The sequence below is a fragment of the [Ruminococcus] torques ATCC 27756 genome (genome assembly GCF_000153925.1).
Classification (GTDB): domain Bacteria; phylum Bacillota; class Clostridia; order Lachnospirales; family Lachnospiraceae; genus Mediterraneibacter; species Mediterraneibacter torques.
Map to the genome: position 1 here is coordinate 16,783 of NZ_DS264349.1, position 23,069 is coordinate 39,851.

Annotated in this window: 21 protein-coding genes and 1 other RNA gene; 1 reads left to right on the forward strand and 21 read right to left on the reverse strand. The window is 42.4% G+C overall.

What is annotated here, in order from left to right; genetic code table 11:
• Nucleotides 1–53: 53 nt before the first annotated feature.
• From RUMTOR_RS05560 to RUMTOR_RS05610, 12 genes are all read right to left on the reverse strand, one after another.
• A complete protein-coding gene (locus tag RUMTOR_RS05560) occupies nucleotides 54–1,085 on the reverse strand; it encodes a 3-deoxy-7-phosphoheptulonate synthase (RefSeq protein WP_004846186.1) in 1,032 nt (343 codons plus the stop codon).
• A gap of 105 nt (nucleotides 1,086–1,190) precedes the next feature.
• Nucleotides 1,191–1,544, reverse strand: an RNA gene (gene rnpB / locus RUMTOR_RS12535) — RNase P RNA component class A.
• A gap of 18 nt (nucleotides 1,545–1,562) precedes the next feature.
• Nucleotides 1,563–2,042, reverse strand: coding sequence for a ribonuclease HI (rnhA, locus tag RUMTOR_RS05565; protein ID WP_004846187.1), 480 nt, complete (start codon nucleotides 2,040–2,042; stop codon nucleotides 1,563–1,565).
• Entirely contained in the window at nucleotides 2,033–2,734 is a 702-nt protein-coding gene (locus RUMTOR_RS05570) for an MBL fold metallo-hydrolase (RefSeq protein ID WP_004846188.1), read from the reverse strand. The genes rnhA and RUMTOR_RS05570 overlap by 10 nt, the downstream gene beginning before the upstream one ends.
• The gene (locus RUMTOR_RS05575; RefSeq protein ID WP_004846189.1) at nucleotides 2,731–3,195 is read right to left on the reverse strand and encodes a MogA/MoaB family molybdenum cofactor biosynthesis protein; all 465 of its coding nucleotides are present in this window, start codon (nucleotides 3,193–3,195) and stop codon (nucleotides 2,731–2,733) included. The genes RUMTOR_RS05570 and RUMTOR_RS05575 overlap by 4 nt, the downstream gene beginning before the upstream one ends.
• 97 nt (nucleotides 3,196–3,292) lie before the next feature.
• Nucleotides 3,293–4,612, reverse strand: coding sequence for an amidohydrolase family protein (locus RUMTOR_RS05580; protein WP_009242612.1), 1,320 nt, complete (start codon nucleotides 4,610–4,612; stop codon nucleotides 3,293–3,295).
• Nucleotides 4,613–4,622: 10 nt separating this feature from the next.
• Entirely contained in the window at nucleotides 4,623–5,465 is an 843-nt protein-coding gene (locus RUMTOR_RS05585; protein ID WP_009242611.1) for a purine-nucleoside phosphorylase, read from the reverse strand.
• 74 nt (nucleotides 5,466–5,539) lie between these two features.
• On the reverse strand, nucleotides 5,540–7,012 hold the full coding sequence (spoIVA, locus tag RUMTOR_RS05590; RefSeq protein WP_004846192.1) for a stage IV sporulation protein A: 1,473 nt from the start codon (nucleotides 7,010–7,012) through the stop codon (nucleotides 5,540–5,542).
• A 58-nt stretch (nucleotides 7,013–7,070) separates the two neighbouring features.
• Nucleotides 7,071–8,084, reverse strand: a complete 1,014-nt coding sequence (locus RUMTOR_RS05595; RefSeq protein WP_004846193.1) for an NAD(P)H-dependent glycerol-3-phosphate dehydrogenase — start codon at nucleotides 8,082–8,084, stop codon at nucleotides 7,071–7,073.
• Nucleotides 8,085–8,087: 3 nt separating this feature from the next.
• Entirely contained in the window at nucleotides 8,088–8,747 is a 660-nt protein-coding gene (locus RUMTOR_RS05600; protein WP_004846194.1) for a glycerol-3-phosphate acyltransferase, read from the reverse strand.
• A gap of 6 nt (nucleotides 8,748–8,753) precedes the next feature.
• Entirely contained in the window at nucleotides 8,754–10,079 is a 1,326-nt protein-coding gene (gene der / locus RUMTOR_RS05605; protein WP_004846195.1) for a ribosome biogenesis GTPase Der, read from the reverse strand.
• Between the two features lie 12 nt (nucleotides 10,080–10,091).
• A complete protein-coding gene (locus RUMTOR_RS05610; protein WP_004846196.1) occupies nucleotides 10,092–11,450 on the reverse strand; it encodes a DUF512 domain-containing protein in 1,359 nt (452 codons plus the stop codon).
• Nucleotides 11,451–11,670: 220 nt separating this feature from the next.
• Here RUMTOR_RS05610 and RUMTOR_RS05615 point away from each other — a divergent pair, with 220 nt between their 5' ends.
• On the forward strand, nucleotides 11,671–12,852 hold the full coding sequence (locus RUMTOR_RS05615) for a ribose-phosphate pyrophosphokinase (RefSeq protein WP_004846197.1): 1,182 nt from the start codon (nucleotides 11,671–11,673) through the stop codon (nucleotides 12,850–12,852).
• A gap of 179 nt (nucleotides 12,853–13,031) precedes the next feature.
• Here RUMTOR_RS05615 and ilvA read toward each other — a convergent pair whose 3' ends face one another.
• The 9 genes from ilvA to RUMTOR_RS05660 form a co-directional block, all read right to left on the reverse strand.
• Nucleotides 13,032–14,246, reverse strand: coding sequence for a threonine ammonia-lyase (gene ilvA / locus RUMTOR_RS05620; RefSeq protein ID WP_004846198.1), 1,215 nt, complete (start codon nucleotides 14,244–14,246; stop codon nucleotides 13,032–13,034).
• Nucleotides 14,243–15,181, reverse strand: a complete 939-nt coding sequence (gene ftsY, locus RUMTOR_RS05625; RefSeq protein ID WP_004846199.1) for a signal recognition particle-docking protein FtsY — start codon at nucleotides 15,179–15,181, stop codon at nucleotides 14,243–14,245. Before ftsY ends, ilvA begins: the two co-directional genes overlap by 4 nt.
• 40 nt (nucleotides 15,182–15,221) lie before the next feature.
• Nucleotides 15,222–18,782, reverse strand: a complete 3,561-nt coding sequence (gene smc, locus RUMTOR_RS05630) for a chromosome segregation protein SMC (RefSeq protein ID WP_004846200.1) — start codon at nucleotides 18,780–18,782, stop codon at nucleotides 15,222–15,224.
• A gap of 12 nt (nucleotides 18,783–18,794) precedes the next feature.
• Nucleotides 18,795–19,481 carry a ribonuclease III gene (rnc, locus tag RUMTOR_RS05635; protein WP_004846201.1) on the reverse strand — a complete coding sequence of 229 codons (687 nt, stop codon included), beginning with the start codon at nucleotides 19,479–19,481 and terminating at the stop codon, nucleotides 18,795–18,797.
• Nucleotides 19,482–19,573: 92 nt separating this feature from the next.
• Complete coding sequence (acpP, locus tag RUMTOR_RS05640) at nucleotides 19,574–19,804, reverse strand: acyl carrier protein (protein ID WP_004846202.1); 231 nt, start codon at nucleotides 19,802–19,804, stop codon at nucleotides 19,574–19,576.
• Between the two features lie 23 nt (nucleotides 19,805–19,827).
• Complete coding sequence (plsX, locus tag RUMTOR_RS05645) at nucleotides 19,828–20,847, reverse strand: phosphate acyltransferase PlsX (RefSeq protein ID WP_009242604.1); 1,020 nt, start codon at nucleotides 20,845–20,847, stop codon at nucleotides 19,828–19,830.
• Between the two features lie 152 nt (nucleotides 20,848–20,999).
• Nucleotides 21,000–21,179, reverse strand: coding sequence for a 50S ribosomal protein L32 (rpmF, locus tag RUMTOR_RS05650; protein ID WP_004846204.1), 180 nt, complete (start codon nucleotides 21,177–21,179; stop codon nucleotides 21,000–21,002).
• Nucleotides 21,180–21,182: 3 nt separating this feature from the next.
• Nucleotides 21,183–21,710: a YceD family protein gene (locus RUMTOR_RS05655; protein WP_004846205.1), complete on the reverse strand. Its 528-nt coding sequence runs from the start codon at nucleotides 21,708–21,710 to the stop codon at nucleotides 21,183–21,185.
• Nucleotides 21,711–21,838: 128 nt separating this feature from the next.
• The gene (locus RUMTOR_RS05660) at nucleotides 21,839–23,035 is read right to left on the reverse strand and encodes an acetate kinase (protein ID WP_004846206.1); all 1,197 of its coding nucleotides are present in this window, start codon (nucleotides 23,033–23,035) and stop codon (nucleotides 21,839–21,841) included.
• Between the last annotated feature and the right edge of the window lie 34 nt (nucleotides 23,036–23,069).

Genomic DNA, 23,069 nt, shown 5'->3' on the forward strand with positions numbered 1-23,069 from the left:
ATTTTACACTTGTTTTTTCTGCTGTATGCCAAACTGAATCGGCTTGCTTTTTATCAGCATTCTTCTGCGATCTTATAGATCAGTCTTTCCGTATCGTCCCAGCCAAGGCACGGATCTGTGATCGACTTTCCGTAAATGCGGTTTTCCTCGATCTTCTGGCATCCTTCTTCCAAATAGCTTTCGATCATTACCCCTTTGATCAGTTTTTTTAATTCACTGTTATAATTTCTGCTGTGAAGCACTTCACTGACAATTCGGATTTGTTCTTTAAACTGTTTATTTGAATTTGAATGGTTTGCGTCAATGATCGCCGCCGGATTTTTCAATTCCCTTTGCCTGTACATATCCAAAAGACGGATAAGATCTTCATAATGATAGTTTGGGATACATGTCCCGTATTTATCTACGCCTCCGCGCAATATGACATGTGCCAGATCATTTCCCTCTGTCGTCACATCCATTCCCCTGTATATAAAAGAATGAGAACTCTGTGCTGCCACTACAGAATTGAGCATTACAGAAAAATCTCCGCTTGTCGGATTTTTCATTCCTACAGGTATATCCATCGCACTTGCCGTCAGACGATGCTGCTGATTTTCCACAGATCTTGCTCCGATTGCCTCATAAGACAAAATATCGTCAAGATAACTTCTATTTTCGGGATAGAGCATCTCATCTGCCCCGGTAAGTCCGCTCTCCTCAATCGCTCTTATATGCATCTTTCGGATCGCTATGATTCCGGCTAACAGATCCGGAGCTTCGTCCGGCTTTGGCTGATGAAGCATTCCTTTATATCCTTCTCCTGTTGTTCTCGGCTTATTCGTATAAATTCTTGGGATGATCATCAAGCGATCTGATACTTTTTCGTTGATTGTCGCCAATTTCGATACATACTCACATACGGAATCTTCATTGTCCGCCGAGCATGGTCCTACAATTACAAGAAACTTGTCTGATTTCCCTTCAAAAATCTCTCTGATTTCCCGATCCCTTTTTTCTTTCAGTTTAAGAATTTGAGAAGAAAGCGGATATTCTGCTTTCAAATCAGCAGGAATCGGAAGGTGTGCATTTATTTTCATACCCATAGTTTTTCTCCTGTTTCTTTTTAAATTAGTATCCTCTTGACAGATCCGACATGTATTTTAGCGAATCACAGCTTTATATTGCTAAAGCATTCGGGGTAACAAAATGTGTTAAGCAAAACGATAAGCCGGGTTATGTCGTGGACAATCATCTATCTAGGCACGACGTTGCCGCCGTGCTCAAGCGACCTACCTGAAGCGTGACGGGCCGCCACATTGCTTCTATCCGGTCTTGCTTCGAATGGGGTTTACATGTGCCCTCTCCGTTACCGCAGAGGCGGTAGTCTCTTACACTGCCTTTCCACCCTTACGCCGATATGGAATCCGACGCGGTTTATTTCTGTTGCACTGGCCTGGGAGTCACCTCCACCGGACGTTATCCGGCATCCTGCCCTATGAAGCCCGGACTTTCCTCGTCTGCTGCCTTTCGGCACTTACATCCGCGATTGTCTGTCTTACTTAACACAGTATCTGATTATACTATTTTCCTACTCCTTCGTCAACAAAAAGTGTATCTCCATCCGCTGCCGAAGTGGCAAGCAGATCACACCTCTCATTTTGAGGATGTCCGTCATGTCCTTTCACCCAGTGAAACGACACTTTATGCTTTTCTTTTGCTTTGAGAAGACGCTTCCAAAGATCCGGATTTTTAACCGGTTCGTTTTTCCCACGCTTCCATCCTTTCTTAATCCATCCGTCTACCCACTGTTTATTAAACGCATTTACAACATACTGTGAATCAGAATAAACTTCTACCTCACAAGGTCTGTTCAACGCTTCCAATCCTGCGATCACTGCCATCAGTTCCATTCTGTTGTTTGTTGTTCTGACATATCCCCGGGATAGTTCTTTTGTATGAAGCGTCCCTTTCGTATCTACATATTCAAGAATCGCTCCATATCCTCCCGGTCCGTCCGGATTTCCCCGTGCCGCCCCGTCTGTATATATTTTTACCTGCATAGAAATGTCTGTCCTTCCCTCTCGATCTTCACAATCTTGTCCTGATAATCTTTTGTGCATTCTTCGAGCATCAAACGGCTGCACACATCATAATTTCCCCAAAAATGCATCGGAAATACTCTTTTTGTTTCCGTTCGTTTCATGAAACAGTCGATTCCGAGACAATACTGTTCCCCCAGTCTTGGATCGACCGGAACAAACGCCGCATCAATCTTTTCTCCGCAAAGCTTGTTGATCTCCGACTGATAAGAACGACGCATATTTTTATTATACTCGTCCGGCTCCCCTTCCCAGTGCCACCAATTCAAATCCCCTGCGTGATAGATCGTCTGGTCTTTATAGCGAATGAAAAATGCCGTTCCCTCATCATTTGACCGGAGCGTTCGCACATAACATCCTTTTATGTCCGCCTCTTCTCCTGCTTTCATATAAATGATTTTATCGTTTTTCTCAGGATGAGAAGCCAGTTCATATACATCTGAAGAAATAATATATTGTATATCCCGGAATTTTTCCTGCAGCCTGAAAATTTCCTCGTTATAATGATCATGATGCCTGTGACTTACGAAAACATACATTTTTTTGTTTCCGTCTGTTTCCGGAATCGTTCCTTTGTAATAATCAAATAAAAAGCAGGCATCTTCCATTTCCACAAAAAATCCGCTGTGTCCGATATATGTGATCTTCATCATAAGTTAATACTCTCCACTACTTGTACTACTTCCGATAAAATGTATTCCATATCTTCTTTCGCTGTTTTTGCACTTTCCGGCAGATTCACAATAAGTGTATTTTTCCGAATGCCTGCCGCCATACAGTCGAGCATTGCTTTCTTGGAATACCTGAGATTATATGCCCTAAGCGCTTCCGGGATTCCCGGAATAAGCTGCTCTGCGACTTCTTCTACCGCCTTCGGAGCACAGTCCTGCTCTAAATATCCCGTCGCCCCTGTCGTTATGATCAGTTCGACAGAGCCCGAGTCTGCCAGCTGGCGAAAAACTGTCGCCACAACTTCTTTATCTCTTGGCAAAACTTTCGCAGCTTTCACTTCCAGCCTGTTTTGTTCAAGCATACGCTTCAAAGCCTCTCCTGCCGCACTTTTTTTCTTTGCTTCATAACTTTCTGTATCGATCGTAAATATTGCTGTTCTCATTGCTTTGTAACCCCTTTCATTTGTTTCTCTCTATCTGTTTTAATCATTTGTTTCCCCTTCTGCACAAATAATAAATCTCCGATACGTCTGTGAGCATTTATTCTTTGCCATCTAGTATCCTCTCTGCGATCCGGTTTGCATTTTCATAAATGTCTTCCACGCTTTCCCCGATTTTAAACTTCCCGTTTTGATAAACAGCTCTCCCGTTTATCATCGTCATTTTTACATTCAGCTTACTGGCGCTGTACACAACATTTTTTTCAATATTTTGTATCGGCTGCATATTCGGCTGCATCAGATCTATCATAATCAAATCTGCGTATTTTCCTTCTGCAAGTATATCACAGTTGTCAAGTCCCATCGCGTAAGCTCCGTTGACAGTCGCCATTTTCAGTACGTCTGCTGCCGGAACAGCCTCCGGATCATTATGAACTACTTTTTGAAGCCCTGTCACAAGAAACATTTCTTTAAACATATCAAGGCAATTATTACTTGCCGGTCCGTCTGTTCCTATAGCAACCGGAATTCCTTTTTCAAGATACGTTTTGACCGGGGCAATTCCGCTTGCCAGTTTTAAATTAGAAGCCGGATTTGTAACGACACATATTTTTTTCTTTTTCATAATGTCAAAATCTGCTTCATCTAAATGAACGCCGTGGAATAATCCTCCTCCGTTTTCAAAAAGGCCGAGAGAATCCATATATGCGATCGGTGTCATACCTGTTTTTTCCCGACATTCCTCCACTTCTCTTTTTGTCTCCGAACAATGGACATAAACAGGCTTTTTATATTTTCCGGCAAGCTGCGCGATCCCTTCCATCAAATTGCGGCTTGTCGTATATTCTGCATGAAATCCGAACTGATAGGACAAAAGCGGAGTTTCTTCACATTGGTACCGAAAATAATCTTGCTCCATCTCTTCTAAAGTACCGCCGAAATCATTGATATCTCCGCAAAAAACCATTCTAAAGCCCAGTTCTTCTGCCGCTTTTGCACTGTCTTGTTTTAATTTATACATATCAAAAGCCGCCGTAATCCCGCTTGTCAAATATTCCAAAATCGCAAGTTTTGTCAAATGATATACGTCATCGGATGTCAGCTTTGCTTCTGCCGGAAATACCTTATCAAAAAGCCATTCCTGAAGTTTCATATCATCTGCATAAGAACGCAGAAATGTCATAGCAGAATGAGTATGCGCATTTTTAAACCCGGGCATAATCAGATTTCCCTCTGCGTCGATTTCTTCGTCCCATTTTTCTTCTTCATTTAAAGCCGGTTTTTCTGTCCGCTCACTTTTTTCCGTTTTGGCTTCTTTTATGCGGAAAATCTTTCCGCCGTCAATATAGATCTCACCTTTAAAAACAGGTCGTTTTTCTTCCATTGTCAAAATTCTTGCATTGTATATTCTCGTCCTCATCCGTTTTCTCCTACTCTGATCTTTCATCCTCGCACATCTTTTCAATCGATCTTGTCACAAGACGTTCAAACTCCTGAGCTCTTCGATCTGCCACAGCCTGTACGTCAAGATGGCTTAATTCTTCACCCGACAATCCGCTTGCCATATTAGAGACGCATGAGATCCCGCACACCCGTATTCCCGCATGACGAGCTGCCATCGCTTCGCACGCCGTACTCATTCCGACTGCATCTGCACCTAATATTCCATACATACGCACTTCTGCCGGACTTTCAAAATTCGGACCGGACGTCTGAAGATATACCCCTTTTTTCAAAATAATCTTTTCTTCCGCGGCAGTTTTCTCAATGATCTGATTCAGATTGGCATCATAGATTTTTGTCATGTCGGGAAATCTTTCGCCAAGTTCCGATACGTTCTCTCCGATCAAAGGAGACGGAACGAAAGATGAAATATGATCTGTGATCATCATAAAATCTCCTACCTGAAAATCACGATTGATTCCACCTGATGCATTCGTCAGAAAAAGAATTTCAATCCCCATACGCTTCATAAGACGCACCGGAAGAACAACCTCCTGAGGCGTATATCCTTCATAAAAATGAACGCGTCCTTTCATTACCATTGCAGGAACTTTCCCTATATAACCAAGGAGAAATTTTCCATCATGTCCCTGCACTGTTGAAACCGGGAACCCCGGAATTTGGTCATATGATATCTCTTTTACAACTTTCATATTTTTCGCATATCCCCCGAGTCCGGATCCTAAGATCAGACCGACGCGGGGGATAAAATCTGTCACTGTTTTACAATATTCATAGCATTTCTCAAGTTTGTCAAACTGCGTACTCATCTTACGCCTCCTATTGAATTCTTTTGTCATACTGAAAGCCTAGACTATTTTTATTTTCTTGTCAAGAACTGCCGTCAGATAATAATACATACCATGCCGCCATTTGAATCATTTACGATCTTCTGCATAGAATCCTGAAGTTTTACCTGGCTTTCATCATTAATCATCGCTATTTTATTTCTCATGCCGTCCATCACAAGCTCTTCTACTGTTTTTCCGAAAATATTTGTTCCCCATACGCCCTCCGGAGTCTCACTCTCTTTTTTAATGTATCCGGCAAGATCTTCCGCCTGCTTCTCATTTCCGACGATCGGTGCGATCTCTGTCTCTATATTTGCACGGATCATATGGATCGACGGCGCCTCCGAACGAATCTTTACTCCGAATTTACTTCCCTGTTTGATAATCACCGGCTCTTCAAGCCGGATATCTTCTTTTGACGGACTCACGACGCCGTATCCTTTCATTTTCACATCGGCAAAAGCATCTTTGATCCGGGAAAATTCTTCCCGCATTGCCGACAACTCTTTCATCACTGCCATAAGCTCATATTCGCCGTGAATCTCTTCTCCTGTCACTTCACTGATCACTTCATAGTAATAAGATTCGGCAAATTCAATTTTCACCTGTACTTTTCCCGTATCCATCTCGATCTTTTCCGTCAGGATACGCTCTATGTACGGTCCTTCAGCCTCAAAAGACCGCGACACGACACTTCGGATATCATCCATCGTCTCCATGATCTTTCTTACATGCTCAAAAAGATCTTGTTTGATCTTATGTTCCCTCGAAAGCATTTCCACCCATTTCGGCACATAAAACTCGACCTCTGTGACCGGAAATTCATAGAGAACCTGACGCATAATTTCATGGATATCCTCTTCTTTCATCTGTTCACAATTCACAGGCAATACTGCCGTTTCGTATTTTTCACGAAGTTCTTCCTGAAGCTTCTTAGATTCTTCTGTATATGGTTTCTTACAGTTAAGCAATATCATAAACGGCTTTCCTATCGCTTTGAGTTCTTTTACCGTCCTTTCTTCTGCCTGAATATAATTTTCCCTCGGCAAATCCGTAACGCTTCCGTCTGTCGTTACAACAATCCCTATTGTAGCATGATCCCGGATCACTTTCTGCGTCCCGATTGCAGCCGCTTTCGTAAACGGGATCTCATATTCAAACCACGGTGTCTTTACCTGCCGCTCTTCGTCCTTTTCAATATGGCCGGATGCTCCTTCTGACATAAAACCGACACAGTCGATCATTCGTATCTTCACTTCCAGATCATCTGACAGCTTCACCCCCGCCGCCTCTTTCGGAACGAACTTCGGTTCTGTAGTCATAATTGTCGTACCGGAAGCAGACTGCGGCAATTCATCTTGCGTCCGTTCTTTTGCATGTATATCTGTCATATTCGGAAGCACTAAAAGATCCATAAACCGCTTGATAAATGTTGATTTGCCTGTCCGAACCGGTCCGACTACCCCGATATAAATTTCCCCGTTCGTCCTCGCCTTCATATCTTTGTATACTTGAAATGATTCCATAAAAATACCCCCTTGTTCTGCTGATACAATTTATGCATCCGCAAACGGGGGTATGACTTTATTTTTCCCATTGAAGCGCTCTATGCTCGGAACGCGACTCTCTAAGCATCAGGTCATCCACAGCTTCCGCCGGTGATTTCCCTTCAAAAAGCACTTTATTGACTTCTTCCACGATCGGCATGGGAACATCATATTTTTTTGCCAGCTTCGCCGCTGCCTTTGCCGAATAAACGCCTTCAACAACCATCTGAACTTCATCCATTGCTTCCTGCATTGACCTTCCCTGTCCGATAAGATATCCTGCTTTCCGGTTTCTGCTGTGGACGCTGGCGCACGTAACGATCAAATCTCCTATTCCCGTCAAACCTGTGAACGTCTCGATCTTCCCGCCCATCTTCACGCCCAGTCTGGCAATTTCCGCAATTCCGCGGGTAATAAGCGCTGCCTTTGTATTATCTCCGTAACCAAGGCCATCTGCGATTCCCGCTGCAAGAGCAATGACATTTTTCAAAGAACCGCCAAGCTCAATTCCTAAAATATCCGGACTTGTATATACACGGAACACTTTATTAATAAACGCAGACTGCAAATATTCCGCCGTTTTTTTTGTTTTTGCTCCGATGACACATGTTGTCGGAAGCTTTCTTCCGACTTCTTCTGCATGGCTTGGTCCTGAAAGAACCGCTACGTCCGCCTGAGGGATTTCTTCTTCGATCTGAGCAGACAATGTCAAAAGTGTACTCTCCTCGATTCCCTTTGCCACATCAACGATAATCTGACCTTTCCCGACGTAAGCTGACATCTTCTTCGCAGTTGCCCTTGTAAACGGCGACGGAACTGCAAGTACAAGAAAGTCTTTTCCCTTGACTGCCGATTCCAGATCACCCGTGATCGTCATGCCGTCGGAAAGTTTCACCCCCGGAAGCTTCGTCAGGTGTTCTCTCTTTTTATCCAGCATTTCAACTTCTTTTTCATCGATCGACCAGATCGTCACATGATGTCCGTTGTCAGCCAGAAGAACCGATAACGCCGTTCCCCAGCTTCCCGCACCGATTACTCCTACATTTGCCATAAATCAATGCCCCTTTCTTTTTGAACCGAATTTATTTTCTGTTCCTTTGACCAGACGCTTTATGTTCTCTCTATGGCGATACCATGCTAATGCAGTCAAAAGAACTGCGATCCCATATAGTTCATAACAGTAGCCTGCTTCCATATCGAACCATCCCCACTGTCCAAATAGGATCATTTCAATTAAAAATGCTGTGTATGCACAAAGAGAACCGACAGATATGTACCTTGTCACGATCACAGGAATAAAAAAGAATAATGCCGTAACAAGTATAAGAAAAAGACTCTGCGGCATATGCCACACACTGTTAATAAAGACAAGTCCTGCCATAACCGCAATTCCTTTTCCGCCTTTAAAGTTCATATAAAACGGAAAGTTATGTCCGAGAGTCACTCCTGCCCCTGCGTACATTACAAGCAACGGAAGACAATCGCTCCCCCGATACATAAAACGTACAATAAAATATGCAGCCACACATTTTAAAACATCTCCGAGAAAAGTGAAGATCCCCGCTTTCCATCCGAGCACACGAAGAGCATTTGTCGTTCCCGAATTTCCGCTTCCCTCTTTTCTGATATCTATATGGTTCATCTTACCGACCAGATATCCGGTCTGAAAAAGACCGCACACATATCCGACCGCAAGACAGATCAATCGTTCCATATTTCTTTACCCCTTTTCTTTCCGTTCTCTTATAAAGAATTTCAGGGAAGTTCCTCTAAAACCAAACGCTTCTCTGATCTTATTTTCCAAATACCGCGTATATGAAAAATGCATCAATTCCTTATCGTTTACAAAGATAACAAAAGTCGGAGGTTTTACCGCAACTTGCGTAATATAATAAAGCTTCAGTCTTTTTCCTTTATCTGACGGAGGCTGCTGCATTGCCACTGCTTCTGTCATAATCTCGTTTAAAACTCCGGTTGCGATCCGAAGTGTCTGATTCTCGATAACCATATCGATCATATCATATAACCGGTTCAATCTTTGACCGGTTGCTGCGGATACATACATAATTTCCGCATACGGCATATAAGAAAGCACCTGACGGATATCGCTTTCATACTCACGCATCGTTCTGTCGTTTTTCTCAATCGCATCCCATTTGTTCACAACGATGATCACGCCTTTTCCACGTTCATGAGCAATTCCCGCAATCTTTGCATCCTGCTCCGTCACTCCTTCTGTCGCATCGATAACCATAAGCACTACGTCTGCTCTTTCCACGGCTGTTACCGTACGGATAATACTGTAGCGTTCCAGTTCTTCTTTGATTTTATTCTTTCTGCGAAGTCCTGCCGTATCAATAAAAATATATTCTTTTCCGTTATGAAGAATCTCAGTATCAATGGCGTCTCTTGTTGTTCCCGCGATATCCGAGACGATTACTCGATTCTCTCCGAGCAGTTTATTGATAATCGACGACTTTCCGACGTTCGGTTTCCCTACGATCGCAACCCGCGGGCGGTCATCATCTTCCGCCTGAGCGCTTCCTTCCGGAAAGTTTTCCGCGACAATGTCAAGCATATCGCCAAGTCCCAATCTGGATGCTGCCGAGATCGGAACCGGATCCCCGATACCAAGATTATAAAACTCATATACATCTGCCATATATTTGTCAAAATTATCCACTTTATTTACAACAAGGACAACCGGCTTTCCGGATCTTCTGAGCATGTCCGCGACTTTAGAATCCGCATCCACAAGTCCCTGCTTCACATCAGTTATAAAAATAATAACATCCGCCGTATCAATCGCAATCTGAGCCTGCTCTCTCATCTGTGATAAAATGATGTCTTTGCTGTCCGGTTCTATACCGCCTGTATCGATCATTGTAAATTCTTTATCAAGCCATGTCACATCCGCATAAATCCTGTCTCTTGTCACTCCCGGAGTATCTTTCACAATAGAAATCATCTCTCCTGCCAAAGCATTAAAAAGGGTTGACTTTCCGACATTCGGGCGGCCGACAATGGCAACTACTGGTTTACTCATATTATTTTCCTTTCAAATCAATCTTTCGGTTTTGCAGTCCGGATCTGTCTGTTTTTCTCCGATCACCGCATCTATAAAATCCTGTCCGCTTGATTTTACAATATCAATAGGCACTTGTAAAGCGTCGGATACTTGTCTTACCGTAAAATCATCAAGAAACACATCTTCATCTGTCTTTAACATATTGCACGGAATGAGCAGTCTGCTGCCAAGACGCTCTCCTTTAAGCTGCGCTGTCAGATCCTGCGCCGTGATCAGTCCGGACACAGTAATGCGTTCTCCGAAAAAGTCGTTTCGGATAGAAAAGACATGAATTTCCAAATTAGGAAATTTCTCTTCTATCTTTTCCGCCATGGCGCTTATATAAGGATATGCCAGCTTTCCTGTGGCAATCGACAGTTCTTCCTGCCGCTCGTCTCCTGTAAGGCTTTTATACCCTTCTGTAAATTCTTCAAAAAGAAGACGGAGCATTCCGACCCCATTTTCCAACTGAAGATATCCGTCATACCGCTCTTCCTCCGGCACCTCCTGTCCTGCGAGCAAATACCACTCATCCCCTGCATGAATGAAATGAATTCCGTACTGCTCATAAATGCGATCCTGCCATTTGTGTATAACTGATAATACTTCTTTGGCATCCTCTTTCGTAAACGGCTCTAAATGATACAGACCGTCTCTGAACTTTGTAAGCCCTACCGGAACGACAGAAACGCTTCGAAGAAGCGGAATATATGCCGTCAGGTCTTTAATAGAACGTTCCAGCTCAGCCCCGTCGTTTTCTCCTTTGCACAGTACGATCTGTCCGTTCATTTCAATACCGCCTTCAAAAAGTCTGTCTACTTTTTTCAGCGCATCTCCCGCAAAACGATTGTGAAGCATCTTGCAGCGTAGTTGTGGATTCGTCGTTTGAAACGAAATATTGATCGGTTCTAACCTATACCTAATAATCCGCTCAATATCATGATCACTCATATTTGTAAGCGTCACATAATTTCCCTGTAAAAAAGACAATCTTGAATCATCGTCTTTAAAATAAAGAGTATCTCTCATTCCCTCCGGCATCTGATCGATGAAGCAGAACATGCACTTATTCCGGCAGGAACGATACTCATCCATCAACCCCTGCCCGAACTCTATTCCAAGCTGCTCGTCTGCATCTTTTTCAATCTCAAGCTCCCACTGTTCTCCGTCCTGTTTCTCAATCAAAAGTACGATTTCTTCGTCTTCCACGTAAAACTGATAATCAAAAATATCTTCAATCTCCTGACCGTCGATCGAAAGAAGTTTATCTCCGGGTTCAATGCCTAATTCCTCCGCAATACTGCCGGGCATGATTGATTTGACAATATGCTCATGTTTTTTTCCTGTCATTTGTTATTCCCCTTATTTGCTGTTCATTCTATCACATACTATAACACATTTAAACCTCTTCGCAAAGACTGTACTTCACCAATACAACATACATACAAAAGAAGCGGCGCTTGAATTTCAGGCTGAAAAATGATATGATTCTAGTGCTGTAAAGTCGTTTGCATTTTTCTATGCTCCGGCTTAAAACTCAATTTATACTATTATTTAACAGGAGAATACTATGTCAAATATCGAACTTTTAGAAAAAACTCTTCCGGCCGCACCGCTAAAACTCATTGCAATGGAAAGCTGCAGAGAACTCGGACAAAAAGTAAATGATTATATTGTTTCTTTTCGTGAAAATACAATCAACGAAGTATCCGAATCTTCTCTGTATGTAAACTACAAGTCAAACAACTATCTCGTAGACTGCTGCTGTCCCCGTTTTGGCACAGGAGAAGCAAAAGGACTTCTTAAAGAAACTATCCGGGGAACAGATCTTTTCATCATGACCGACGTTTGCAACCACAACCTTACTTACACTGTAAACGGACATCTAAACCACATGTCTCCTGATGATCATTTCCAGGACCTGAAACGAATCATCTCCGCTGCAACCGGCAAAGCAAAGCGTATTAACGTCATTATGCCTTTCCTGTACGAAAGCCGCCAGCACAAACGTACAAAACGCGAATCTCTTGACTGTGCGCTTGCTCTTGAAGAATTAAACGCAATGGGAGTTTCAAACATCGTCACTTTTGACGCCCACGATCCCCGCGTACAAAACGCGATCCCTCTAAGCGGATTTGACAGCTTCAATCCGCCGTACCAATTTATGAAAGCGCTGTTTCGCGCCGTTCCTGATCTTATCCCCGATAAAGATCACCTTATGATCATCAGCCCTGATGAGGGAGCGATGCACCGCGCCGTTTATTTTTCCAATATTCTCGGTGTCGATATGGGAATGTTTTATAAACGCCGTGACTATTCTACAATCATCAATGGTAAGAATCCGATTGTGGCTCATGAATTTCTCGGCGATGACGTTGCCGGAAAAGATGTTATCATCGTAGATGATATGATCGCTTCCGGAGGAAGTATGCTTGATGTCGCAAAACAGTTAAAAGAAAGAAAAGCAGGCCGTGTATTTGTATGTACAACTTTTGGTTTATTCACCGAAGGATTTGAAAAATTTGACGAATACTATGAAAAGGGATATATCAATAAAGTTATTACGACAAACCTTACATATCTGCCTGCAGAATTATACAAAAAACCATATTTCGTAAAAGCAGATATGAGTAAGTTTCTCGCTTTGATCATTGATTCTCTTAATCACGATATTACAATCGGTGCTGTAATGAATCCGACAGACAAAATTCATGCTCTGCTTGAAAAATATGCCCGCGGCGAACAGATTTGATCGTGCATACAGTATAAAATATATTGTAACTAATTGATTTTAAAAGACCGGCGCTTGAATGTTTGTTTGCTATACAATGAAACTTAGAGCTATAAAAACGGTACAGTCAAAAGATTCTTTTATCTTGAGACTGTACCGTTTTTATAGTTTCCAAATGTATCCCTCACCGCTTTGCAAACTTAATACAGTTTAGCACCGATCAATCTCGGACGGTATCCTTTTTTCTCTAATGCTTTTAGTATCTCCTGCTTGTGTTCTGTTCCAAATGCCTCCATCGTAATACGAAGCTCTACTGCCGCATTTCTGTTTGTACTTACAAATTGGTTATGCTCCAGCTTAATTACATTTCCCTGAGCTTCTGCGATTGTCTGCGCCACCTGGACAAGTTCACCCGGTTTGTCAGGAAGAAGTACAGATACAGAAAAAATCCTGTCGCGTTGGATCAATCCATGCTGTACAATAGATGACATCGTAATTACGTCCATATTACCGCCGCTTAATACACAGACTACCTTTTTCCCTTTGCAGTCAAGCTGCTTCAATGCCGCTACTGACAAAAGACCTGAATTTTCAACGATCATCTTATGATTCTCTACCATGTCAAGAAATGCGCCGATCAATTCATCATCTTCTACAAGAAGAACGTCGTCTACATTTTCCTTAACAAAGGGCAGAATTTTATCTCCTACAGCTTTCACGGCCGTTCCGTCCGCGATCGTATTGGCGCTTTCAAGTTGTACGACTTCGCCTGCCGCAAGCGCCGCTTTCATACTTGCCGCCTCTGCCGGTTCTACTCCGATTACTTTTATTTTCGGATTCAACATCTTAGCCAGCGTCGCAACGCCGGAAACAAGTCCGCCTCCTCCGATCGGAACAAGAATGTAATCAACAGTCGGAAGTTCCTGAACGATTTCCATTGCGATCGTTCCCTGGCCTGTTGCTACATCTATGTCATTAAACGGATGTACAAACGTATATCCCTCTTTTTCTGCCAGCTCACACGCATAGGCATAAGCATCGTCATAGACATCTCCGTGCAGGATCACTTCCGCGCCGTAGCTCTTTGTACGGTTCACTTTTATAAGAGGTGTAACCGTAGGCATAACGATAACTGCTTTACAGCCAAATTTTTTTGCGGCAAAGGCAACGCCCTGAGCGTGATTTCCCGCCGATGCCGTGATCAGTCCTCTGCCTCGTTCTTCATCCGATAACGTACTGATTTTATAATAAGCTCCTCTGATCTTGTATGCTCCGGTATGCTGCATATTTTCCGGCTTTAAATAAACCTTTCCTCCGCTTTGCTCGCTTAAATAATCACTGTACACAAGCTTTGTAGAATTCGTCACTTTTTTTACAAGCTCGCTGGCTTCTTCAAATTTCTCCAATGTCATCATTTTTCTTCATCCTCTCTGTAAAACAATGCGTTTACAAACTCATCTGCATCAAATTTCTGAAGATCGTCTATCGTCTCTCCGACTCCGATATATTTTACGGGAATTCCAAGTTCTGCCTGAATCGCAACTGCAATTCCACCTTTTGCCGTTCCGTCCATCTTTGTAAGAATAACACCTGTAATGTCTGCCACTTCATTAAACTCTTTTGCCTGTGCCAAAGCATTTTGTCCTGTTGTCGCATCTAATACGACAAGTGTCTCCCGAAAAGCTTCCGGATACTCTCTGTCGATCACACGGTTGATCTTCTTAAGTTCCTCCATCAGGTTCTTTTTATTGTGAAGTCTTCCTGCCGTATCACAGAGAAGCACATCTGCATGACGTGCTTTTGCCGCAGCTACCGCGTCATAGATTACAGCTGCCGGATCTGCTCCTTCCTGCCCTCCGATCATATCTGCATCGGCACGGTTCGCCCATTCTCGAAGCTGTTCTCCCGCCGCAGCACGAAAAGTATCGGCTGCCGCCAAAACAACCTTTTTCCCCTGACTTTTCAACTTTCCCGCCAGTTTTCCGATCGTAGTTGTTTTCCCGACTCCGTTTACTCCGATCACAAACACGACAGATGTTCTGTTTTCAAACTCATATGCCGTCTCTCCTACATCCATTTGTTCCCGGATACTGTCAATCAATAATTGTCTGCACTCAATCGGTTCTTTGATATGTCTTTCTTTTACTTTTGCCCGGAGGTCTTCTAATATTTCCATTGTAGAGTGTACTCCGAGATCGCCCATGATCAACGTCTCTTCCAGCTCCTCATAAAACTCCTCGTCTATTTTTGAAAAGCCATGAAAAATACTGTCCATCCCGGATACAATATTATCTCTTGTCTTTGCAAGACCTGATACAAGACGCCTGAAAAATCCTTTTTTTTCTTCCATTTATCTAATTAATTCCTTTCTCTGATTCCTTTATCAATTCTCAGCGATCCAATTTATCTTCCAAAAGATCGACTGAAACAAGCGTTGAAACGCCTTTTTCCTGCATCGTGATTCCATACAGTCTATCTGCTGCCGTCATCGTTCCTCTACGATGCGTAATTACGATAAACTGCGTATTTTTCGTCAGTTTATGCAGATATTGTGCAAAGCGGGTCACGTTATTATCATCCAGCGCCGCTTCAATCTCATCAAGAAGACAAAACGGCGACGGTTTTAAATTCTGGATCGCAAATAATAAAGAAATTGCCGTCAACGCTTTTTCGCCGCCGGAAAGCTGCATCATATTTTGAAGTTTTTTCCCTGGCGGCTGGGCAATGATACGGATTCCCGCCTCCAAAATATCCTCATCTTCCATCAACTCCAATGTTCCTTTTCCGCCTCCGAACAACTGTCGGAACACTGTGTTGAACTCTTCTTTTATTTTTAAAAACTGCTCGGCAAACTGTTTTCTCATTGCAGCATCTAATTCATCAATGATCTGCATCAGCGTCTGCTCCGCCTCGACAAGGTCGTCATGCTGATTTTTCAAAAATGCATATCTTTCGGAAATATTTTTAAAATCTTCAATCGCATTGACATTGACTGTGCCGAGTTTTCGGATCTCATTTTTCAACTCTTGTATCTGACGCTTCATATACGCAAGATCCGTCAGATTTTCGTCACGAAGCTTCATCGCATGATTGTATGTGATCTCATATTCTTCCCACATATAATTCATCTGCTTTTCAGACGCCGCCTCGTAAGATTGTTTTTGACTGTCCAGGCGGAAACATTCTTTATCGAGAGCCGAAATATGTTTTGACAAGTCTTCCCGCATTTGCAGAAACTGTTTATGCTTCCTGTTTAATGCATCTCTTCCCTCTGTCTGTTCTTTTATTTCTTTTTCAATTTCATCAAACAATTCTCTTGAATTATCAATCGTTCCCCGAAGCTCTTTTATCTTGTCTTCCTTTTCCTTAATCTCATCTGACGCATAATCTTTATTTTTATCCAATTCTTCCAGTTCTGCCTGAAACTTGACGATCTCTTCTTCAATACGTGAAATATTTTCCGATACGAAAAGATTCTGCTGTTCCATTCCTGCCAAAGATAAATGTGATTCTTCTGAGATCTTAAGCTGTTCACTCTCCGTATCTCTTTCTTTTTCAAGCAGAGCATGAAGTTCTTCGATCCGAAGATTGAGTTCTTTTTCTAAATTTTCAGATACCTCAAGTTCCATCCTGATCGACTCTTCGTTCTCTATTATCTCTCCTAACTCTCTTTCAAGCTTTCCTTGTTCTGCGACATAACCTGCACAGCTTTGTTTTGCCTCCTCCATACGCGTCTTCGTCTGCTCGGCATTCATCTTCGCTGTATTTTCGATGACCGATGCCTTTCTGAGTTCCTGACGGATATCATCTACCATATTGTAGCATCCCGCGCGTTCAGATTTAATCCTGCTTACATCTGCCTCGGCGGCATCCATATCTTTTTTCAGCATGGCTACCGTCTTTTCAAATTCTTCGATCTCTCGTCTTCTGCTCAGCAGGTTGCTGGAATTTTTAAATGCGCCTCCCGTCATCGATCCTCCCGGATTGATCAATTCTCCTTCCAAAGTAACAAGTCTAATCGACTGCTTATATTTTCTTGCAATGAGAATTCCGTCATCGATCGTTCTAACGACAAGGGTTCTTCCTAACAACTGCTCTGCCAGTCCGGTAAAACGCGCCTCTACATAAACAAGCTTATCTGCCGTACCGATCACTCCCGGTTCTTTAAGCGCTTCTTCATTGCGAATTCCGCCTCCGCCTCTCATACTTGTAAGCGGCAAAAATGTTGCCCGGCCGAACTTATTCGTCTTTAAAAAAGAAATCATTTTCTTGGCTGTATCTTCATTATCCGTAACAATATTTTGAATACTTCCGCCCAAAGCAGTCTCAATCGCAATCTCATATTCTTTATCGACTTTGATAATATCTGCAACAACGCCGATCAATCCCGGATTTTTATCCTTATTTGCCATCACTTTACGGATACTGTTTCCATATCCATCATAACGCTCCGTAATATTTTTCAGTGATTCCAGCCTGGATGCCTCTCTGTGATATGCTGTTCGTCCGACATTCAATTTTTCCTGTCTGACATTTAACTCTTCTTGAAGTTTTTGTATCTTCTGTTCATTTTCGGTAATCTGCATATTATAGAGCCGAATCTTATCTTGAATCTCAGACAACCGCTCTTCATGTTCATGCAGCTGCTCTTCCTGCTCTTTCGCCTTTGCCGACACTTCTAAAATATTTCTTGCAAGCACGGATTTTCTTGTTGATATTTGATCTCTCGTTGTATCAAAATGTTGGATTTTTGCTTTCGTAGAAGCTCTGTTTCCAAGAAGATCCATAATTTCCTGTTTCCGCTGTTCGATCTCTTCTGTATGCTCCGCAATCTGTGTCTGCACATCGATCAGTCGTTTTTTTACAACCGTATCTGCCTGCGACGCTTCACGCAGCTTTTCCGAAAGATTTTTCTTTTCTTCTTCAAAAGACGCTTTCTGCTCTTTTCTCATATTGATTTCCGATTGGACGGTATTCAACCGGTTATCATAATGCTCATCATTCATACGAGCCGTATTGATCTGTTCTCTCAATACATTGATCTGACCTTCCAGTTGCTGCTTCAGTAAATTTGTTTCATTCAAACGATTTTTTGCAGTTTCGATTGCAAGGTCGATCTCTTCTACTTCCTCTTCAATCGCCTCATACTCCGTTTTCATCTTATCATAACTGATATTTGACTCTTCTAATTCTAATGATGCGATCTCCAGTTTCTTTTGTGTTTCTTTTAAACAGTCACGGATCCTCTCTTCTTCCAAAAGGAACATATTAATATCATATGTCTTTAACTCTTCCTTTTTCTTTAAATACTCTTTCGCTGTTTCCGACTGTTTTTCCAAAGGTCCCAACTGCTTTTCCAGTTCCTGTAAAATATCGTTTACGCGGGTTAAGTTCATACGTTCTTCTTCAAGTTTCTTTACCGATAGGTTTTTTCTCCGCTTAAACTTTACGATTCCGGCAGCCTCGTCGAACAATTCTCTTCTTTCTTCCGGCTTCCCGCTTAATATTTTATCGATCTGTCCCTGACCTATAATCGAATATCCTTCTTTACCGATACCTGTGTCATAAAACATTTCATTAATATCTTTCAGCCGACAGGACGCTCCGTTGATCAGATATTCACTTTCTCCTGAACGGTACAGCTTTCTCGTCACAGTAACTTCTTCATAATCAACAGGCAATTTGTGATCCGCATTATCCAATGTGATCGCTACAGAGGCATAACTTAACGGTTTCCTGTTCTCTGTTCCCGAAAAGATTACGTCCTGCATCGTACCGCCGCGGAGCTGTTTTACCCGTTGCTCTCCCAGTACCCAGCGAACTGCATCCGCAACATTGCTCTTTCCGCTTCCATTTGGTCCGACAATACCTGTAATTCCGTTATGAAAGTCAAATTTAATCTTATTTGCAAAGGACTTAAACCCCTGCACTTCTATACTTTTTAAATACATAGAACACCTGCTTTATCTTTTTTTCAGCACATGAATCGCCTCATAGGCAGCCTGCTGTTCCGCCGCTTTTTTAGTCCTTCCTTTGCCTTTACCGTACGACCTGCCCCGGATCGTCAGTTCCACAGAAAATGATTTGTTATGATCAGGTCCTTCCTCGCCTATCAGATGATATTCTATCTCTCCTAGTTTTTCAGCCTGAACAATCTCTTGAAGGATAGTTTTACTATCATAAAAGAGTTTCTTATCTTCCTGATCCGTCAAAACAAAACGATGTATAAACTCTTTTGCATTAGTAAAACCACCATCCAGATATATTGCTCCGATCAAAGCTTCCAGTGCATCTGAAGTCACAGAATCACGAAAACGCCCTCCTGTTACCTCTTCCCCTTTTCCGAGAAGAAGATAGCTTCCAAGATCGATGTCTCTCGCGCACATAGCCAATGACTGCTCACACACCATGCTTGCCCTTGTTTTTGTCAGCTCTCCTTCCGGAACTTTCGGAGACTGCCGAAACAAAAACTCACTGGAAATCAGTTCTAAGACCGCATCTCCCAAAAACTCTAAACGTTCATTGCATCTGTATTTTTCCATCCGATGCTCATTCGTATAGGAACTGTGCATCATTGCCTGTTCAAGAAAAGAAAAATTTCTGAATCGATAACCTATCTTCTGTTCTAACTCTTTTAATTTCTTATGCATTTTCTACTCTTTCCCGGTGTCTTGCACCGTCCTTTATTTCTTTTCCATGTAAAACGAAAAAGCCCACAGGGGCTTTTTCATTTTACACCAAATTATTCCACTGCTTTTTTGATCTGATCAACAGCATCCTGAACTGTTGTTATTTTCTCCGCTTCTTCATTATCGATCTCAATGTCAAACTCTTCTTCGATTCCCATGATGATCTGGAATACATCAAGAGAATCTGCTCCGAGATCATCTACAAATGTACTGTCCGGTCTAATCTCTTCCTCACTTAAATTAAGAACTTCCGCGATAATTTTTTGAAGCTTTTCAAATTCCATAATATCTTCTCCTTACCTGATCTTTAAATATTTTCCTGATTTTTTTGAATAACTGACGTTATCTTTTCGTTGATCTTCTGCTCTTTAAATGTCACACATTGAATAATCGAATTACATACTTCTTTTGATGTCGAGCTTCCATGTGTTTTGACAACAAGACCTTTCAATCCGAGCAGCGGTGCTCCGCCATGTTCGCTTGTGTCGAAATCTTTCAACGTATCTTTCAAGGCCGGTTTCACCAAAAGACCGCCTATTTTGCTCTTCAGATTTGCCATCATACCACTTTTGATCTTCTTGACAAGCGCCCCTGCAACGCCTTCATAAAGCTTAAGGATCACGTTGCCGACAAAAGCTTCACATACGATGACATCTACATCGCCATAGGGGATCTCTCTCGCTTCCACGCTTCCGATAAAATTGATATCAGGACACTCTTTCAGAAGCGGAAACGTCTCTTTCACAAGGGCATTCCCTTTCTCTTCTTCCGCGCCGATATTCACAATGCCAACCGTAGGATTCTTCTTACCTACAACGCTCTCCATATAGATAGATCCCATCTTTGCAAACTGGACAAGATGAGACGGTCGGGCATCTACATTCGCTCCGCAGTCGATCAAAAGGGAAACTCCTTTCAGCGTCGGAATCAGCGGCGCAAGCGGCGGACGCTCTACCCCTTTAATCTTGCCGACAAGAAGCTGTCCTCCAACGAGAACCGCGCCTGAATTTCCTGCCGAAACAAAAGCGTCTGCCTCACCGTTTCTGACAAGTTTCATTGCCGTCACAAGAGAGGAATCTTTCTTGCTGCGGATTGCTTTTACCGGCGGCTCTGCAGTTTCGATCACTTCAGTCGCATTCACAATATGAATCTTTTCATCCGGATATGTATACTTTGCAAGTTCTTCCTTCAATATCTCTTCTTTTCCTGTGAGCAGAACCTGAATATCGTTCCGCTTTTGTACTGCTTCTACAGCGCCTTTTACCATCTCCACCGGCGCATTATCGCCGCCCATTGCATCAAGCGCTACTCTTGTCATGTCAGACATCTTCATTCCTCCTAACGCTACTGAAATCATTCTAATTGATATTATTGTAAAAATCAACTAAAAAATGTCCGTCGGACATCTTTTTATCATACGCATAGCAATAAAAAAAGGACGTAAAATCATATTTTACGTCCTCTTCATTCAATTCACGATTAGTCAACGGAAATAATCTCACGTTTATTATATGCGCCACAAGCTTTGCATACACGGTGAGGCATCATGAGTTCGCCGCACTTGCTGCATTTTACAAGGTTCGGAGCGCTCATCTTCCAGTTAGCTCTTCTTTTATCTCTTCTTGCTTTAGAAGATTTATTCTTTGGGCAGATTGACATAGGTTACACCTCCTTAAAATTCTTAAATAAGTCACGGACAACTGACATTCTAGGATCAAGCCCCGTATCTTCACAATCGCAGGACTTTGTATTCAAATTTTGACCGCATACCGGGCAAAGACCTTTACAATCTTCCTTGCACAGTACTTTTTCCGGCCATCCCGACAAGATCTCATTACTGAGTAGTTTGTCCACGTCAAGATGATATCCGTCAATAAAGTTTGATTCATCCAGCTCCTCTGTCAGTTCTGCGTCGGAGAGACCTATGTCGACATGTTTTGCAAAATCTAAAGCAAATTCATATCTTACATCCTCCAAGCATCTGTCACAGGGAATGACCGTCACAAGTCTGGTATCTGCATAAATAAGCATTTCCTTTCCCCTGACATGTTCTACCCGGACATGAACCGGCTCACTCTCGACAATCGGATACTTCCCGAATTTCATCCGGATCTCTCCCATTGTAAGCGGCACAGTCTCTTCAACTGTCTTATGCTGGTCTGACAAAACGTCTGATAGGTTAATTAACATTGTTATTTACTCCTATTCATACCTGAATTATTATATCATGTAAATTCTGTTTGTCAACCGTCATTTTCATGAAAACACACAAAATATAGTATTTTCCATACGATCTTTAAGACAACTCAACTCATTTACTATTTTACAAGCGCCAATGTCTCTCTTGCAATCGCAAGCTCTTCATTTGTCGGAATAACAAATACCCTTACTTTTGAACCCGCTTTTGTAATCTCAGCCTGTTTTCCTCTCAAACCTGTATTTGCCTCTTTATCAAAGTCAACTCCGAGATATCCCAGATAAGAACACACCTGTTCTCTTACATAATCGTCATTCTCACCGATTCCCGCAGTAAATACAATATCGTCTACCCCATTCATTACCGCCGCATATGCTCCGACATATTTGGCAACATTATAGGAAAATACGTCCATTGCGATCTTCGCTTTTTTATCTCCTGAATTCATCGCATTTGTCAGATCACGGAAATCGCTTGAGAGTTCTCCCGAAATACCGAACACACCTGACTTCTTATTAAGAACGTCCATCACGCCTGCAATATCAAGATGTTCTTTCTCTGCGATAAATTCCATGATCGCAGGATCGATATTTCCCGAACGTGTTCCCATTACAAGACCTTCCAACGGAGTCATTCCCATAGAAGTATCTACAGATTGTCCGTTCATGACAGCTGTCACACTTGATCCGTTTCCGAGATGACATACGATCGTCTTCAGTTCTTCATACGGTTTTTCCATCACTTCCGCCGCTTTCTTAGATACGAAACTGTGGCTTGTTCCATGGAAGCCGTAACGTCTGATCTTATAATCCTCATAATAATTGTATGGAAGTCCGTACATATATGCTTTTTCCGGCATTGTCTGATGGAACGCCGTATCGAATACAGCTGTCATAGGTGTATTCGGCATAAGTTTTTCGCAGGCTGTAATACCGATCAAGTTTGCCGGATTATGAAGCGGCGCAAGATCATTACATTCCTCTATCGCTTTCTTCACTTCTTCTGTAATCACAACTGAGGATGCAAACTTTTCTCCGCCGTGTACGACACGATGTCCTACAGCTCCGATTTCATCCAAACTCTTAACAACACCCGTTTCCGGATTTGTAAGAGCTTCAATCACAAACTGAATTGCCTCTGTATGGGTCGGCATCGCCTTTTCCGACACCTCTTTTTCTCCGCCTTCCGGCTGATACGTCAGACGTCCGTCAATTCCGATCCTCTCACAAATTCCTTTCGCCAAAACTTCTTCTGATTCCGCGTTAATGAGCTGAAATTTCAATGAAGAACTTCCACAGTTGATTACTAATACGTTCATTACTTCTCCTCCATTTTTGTTTTTATAAACTATA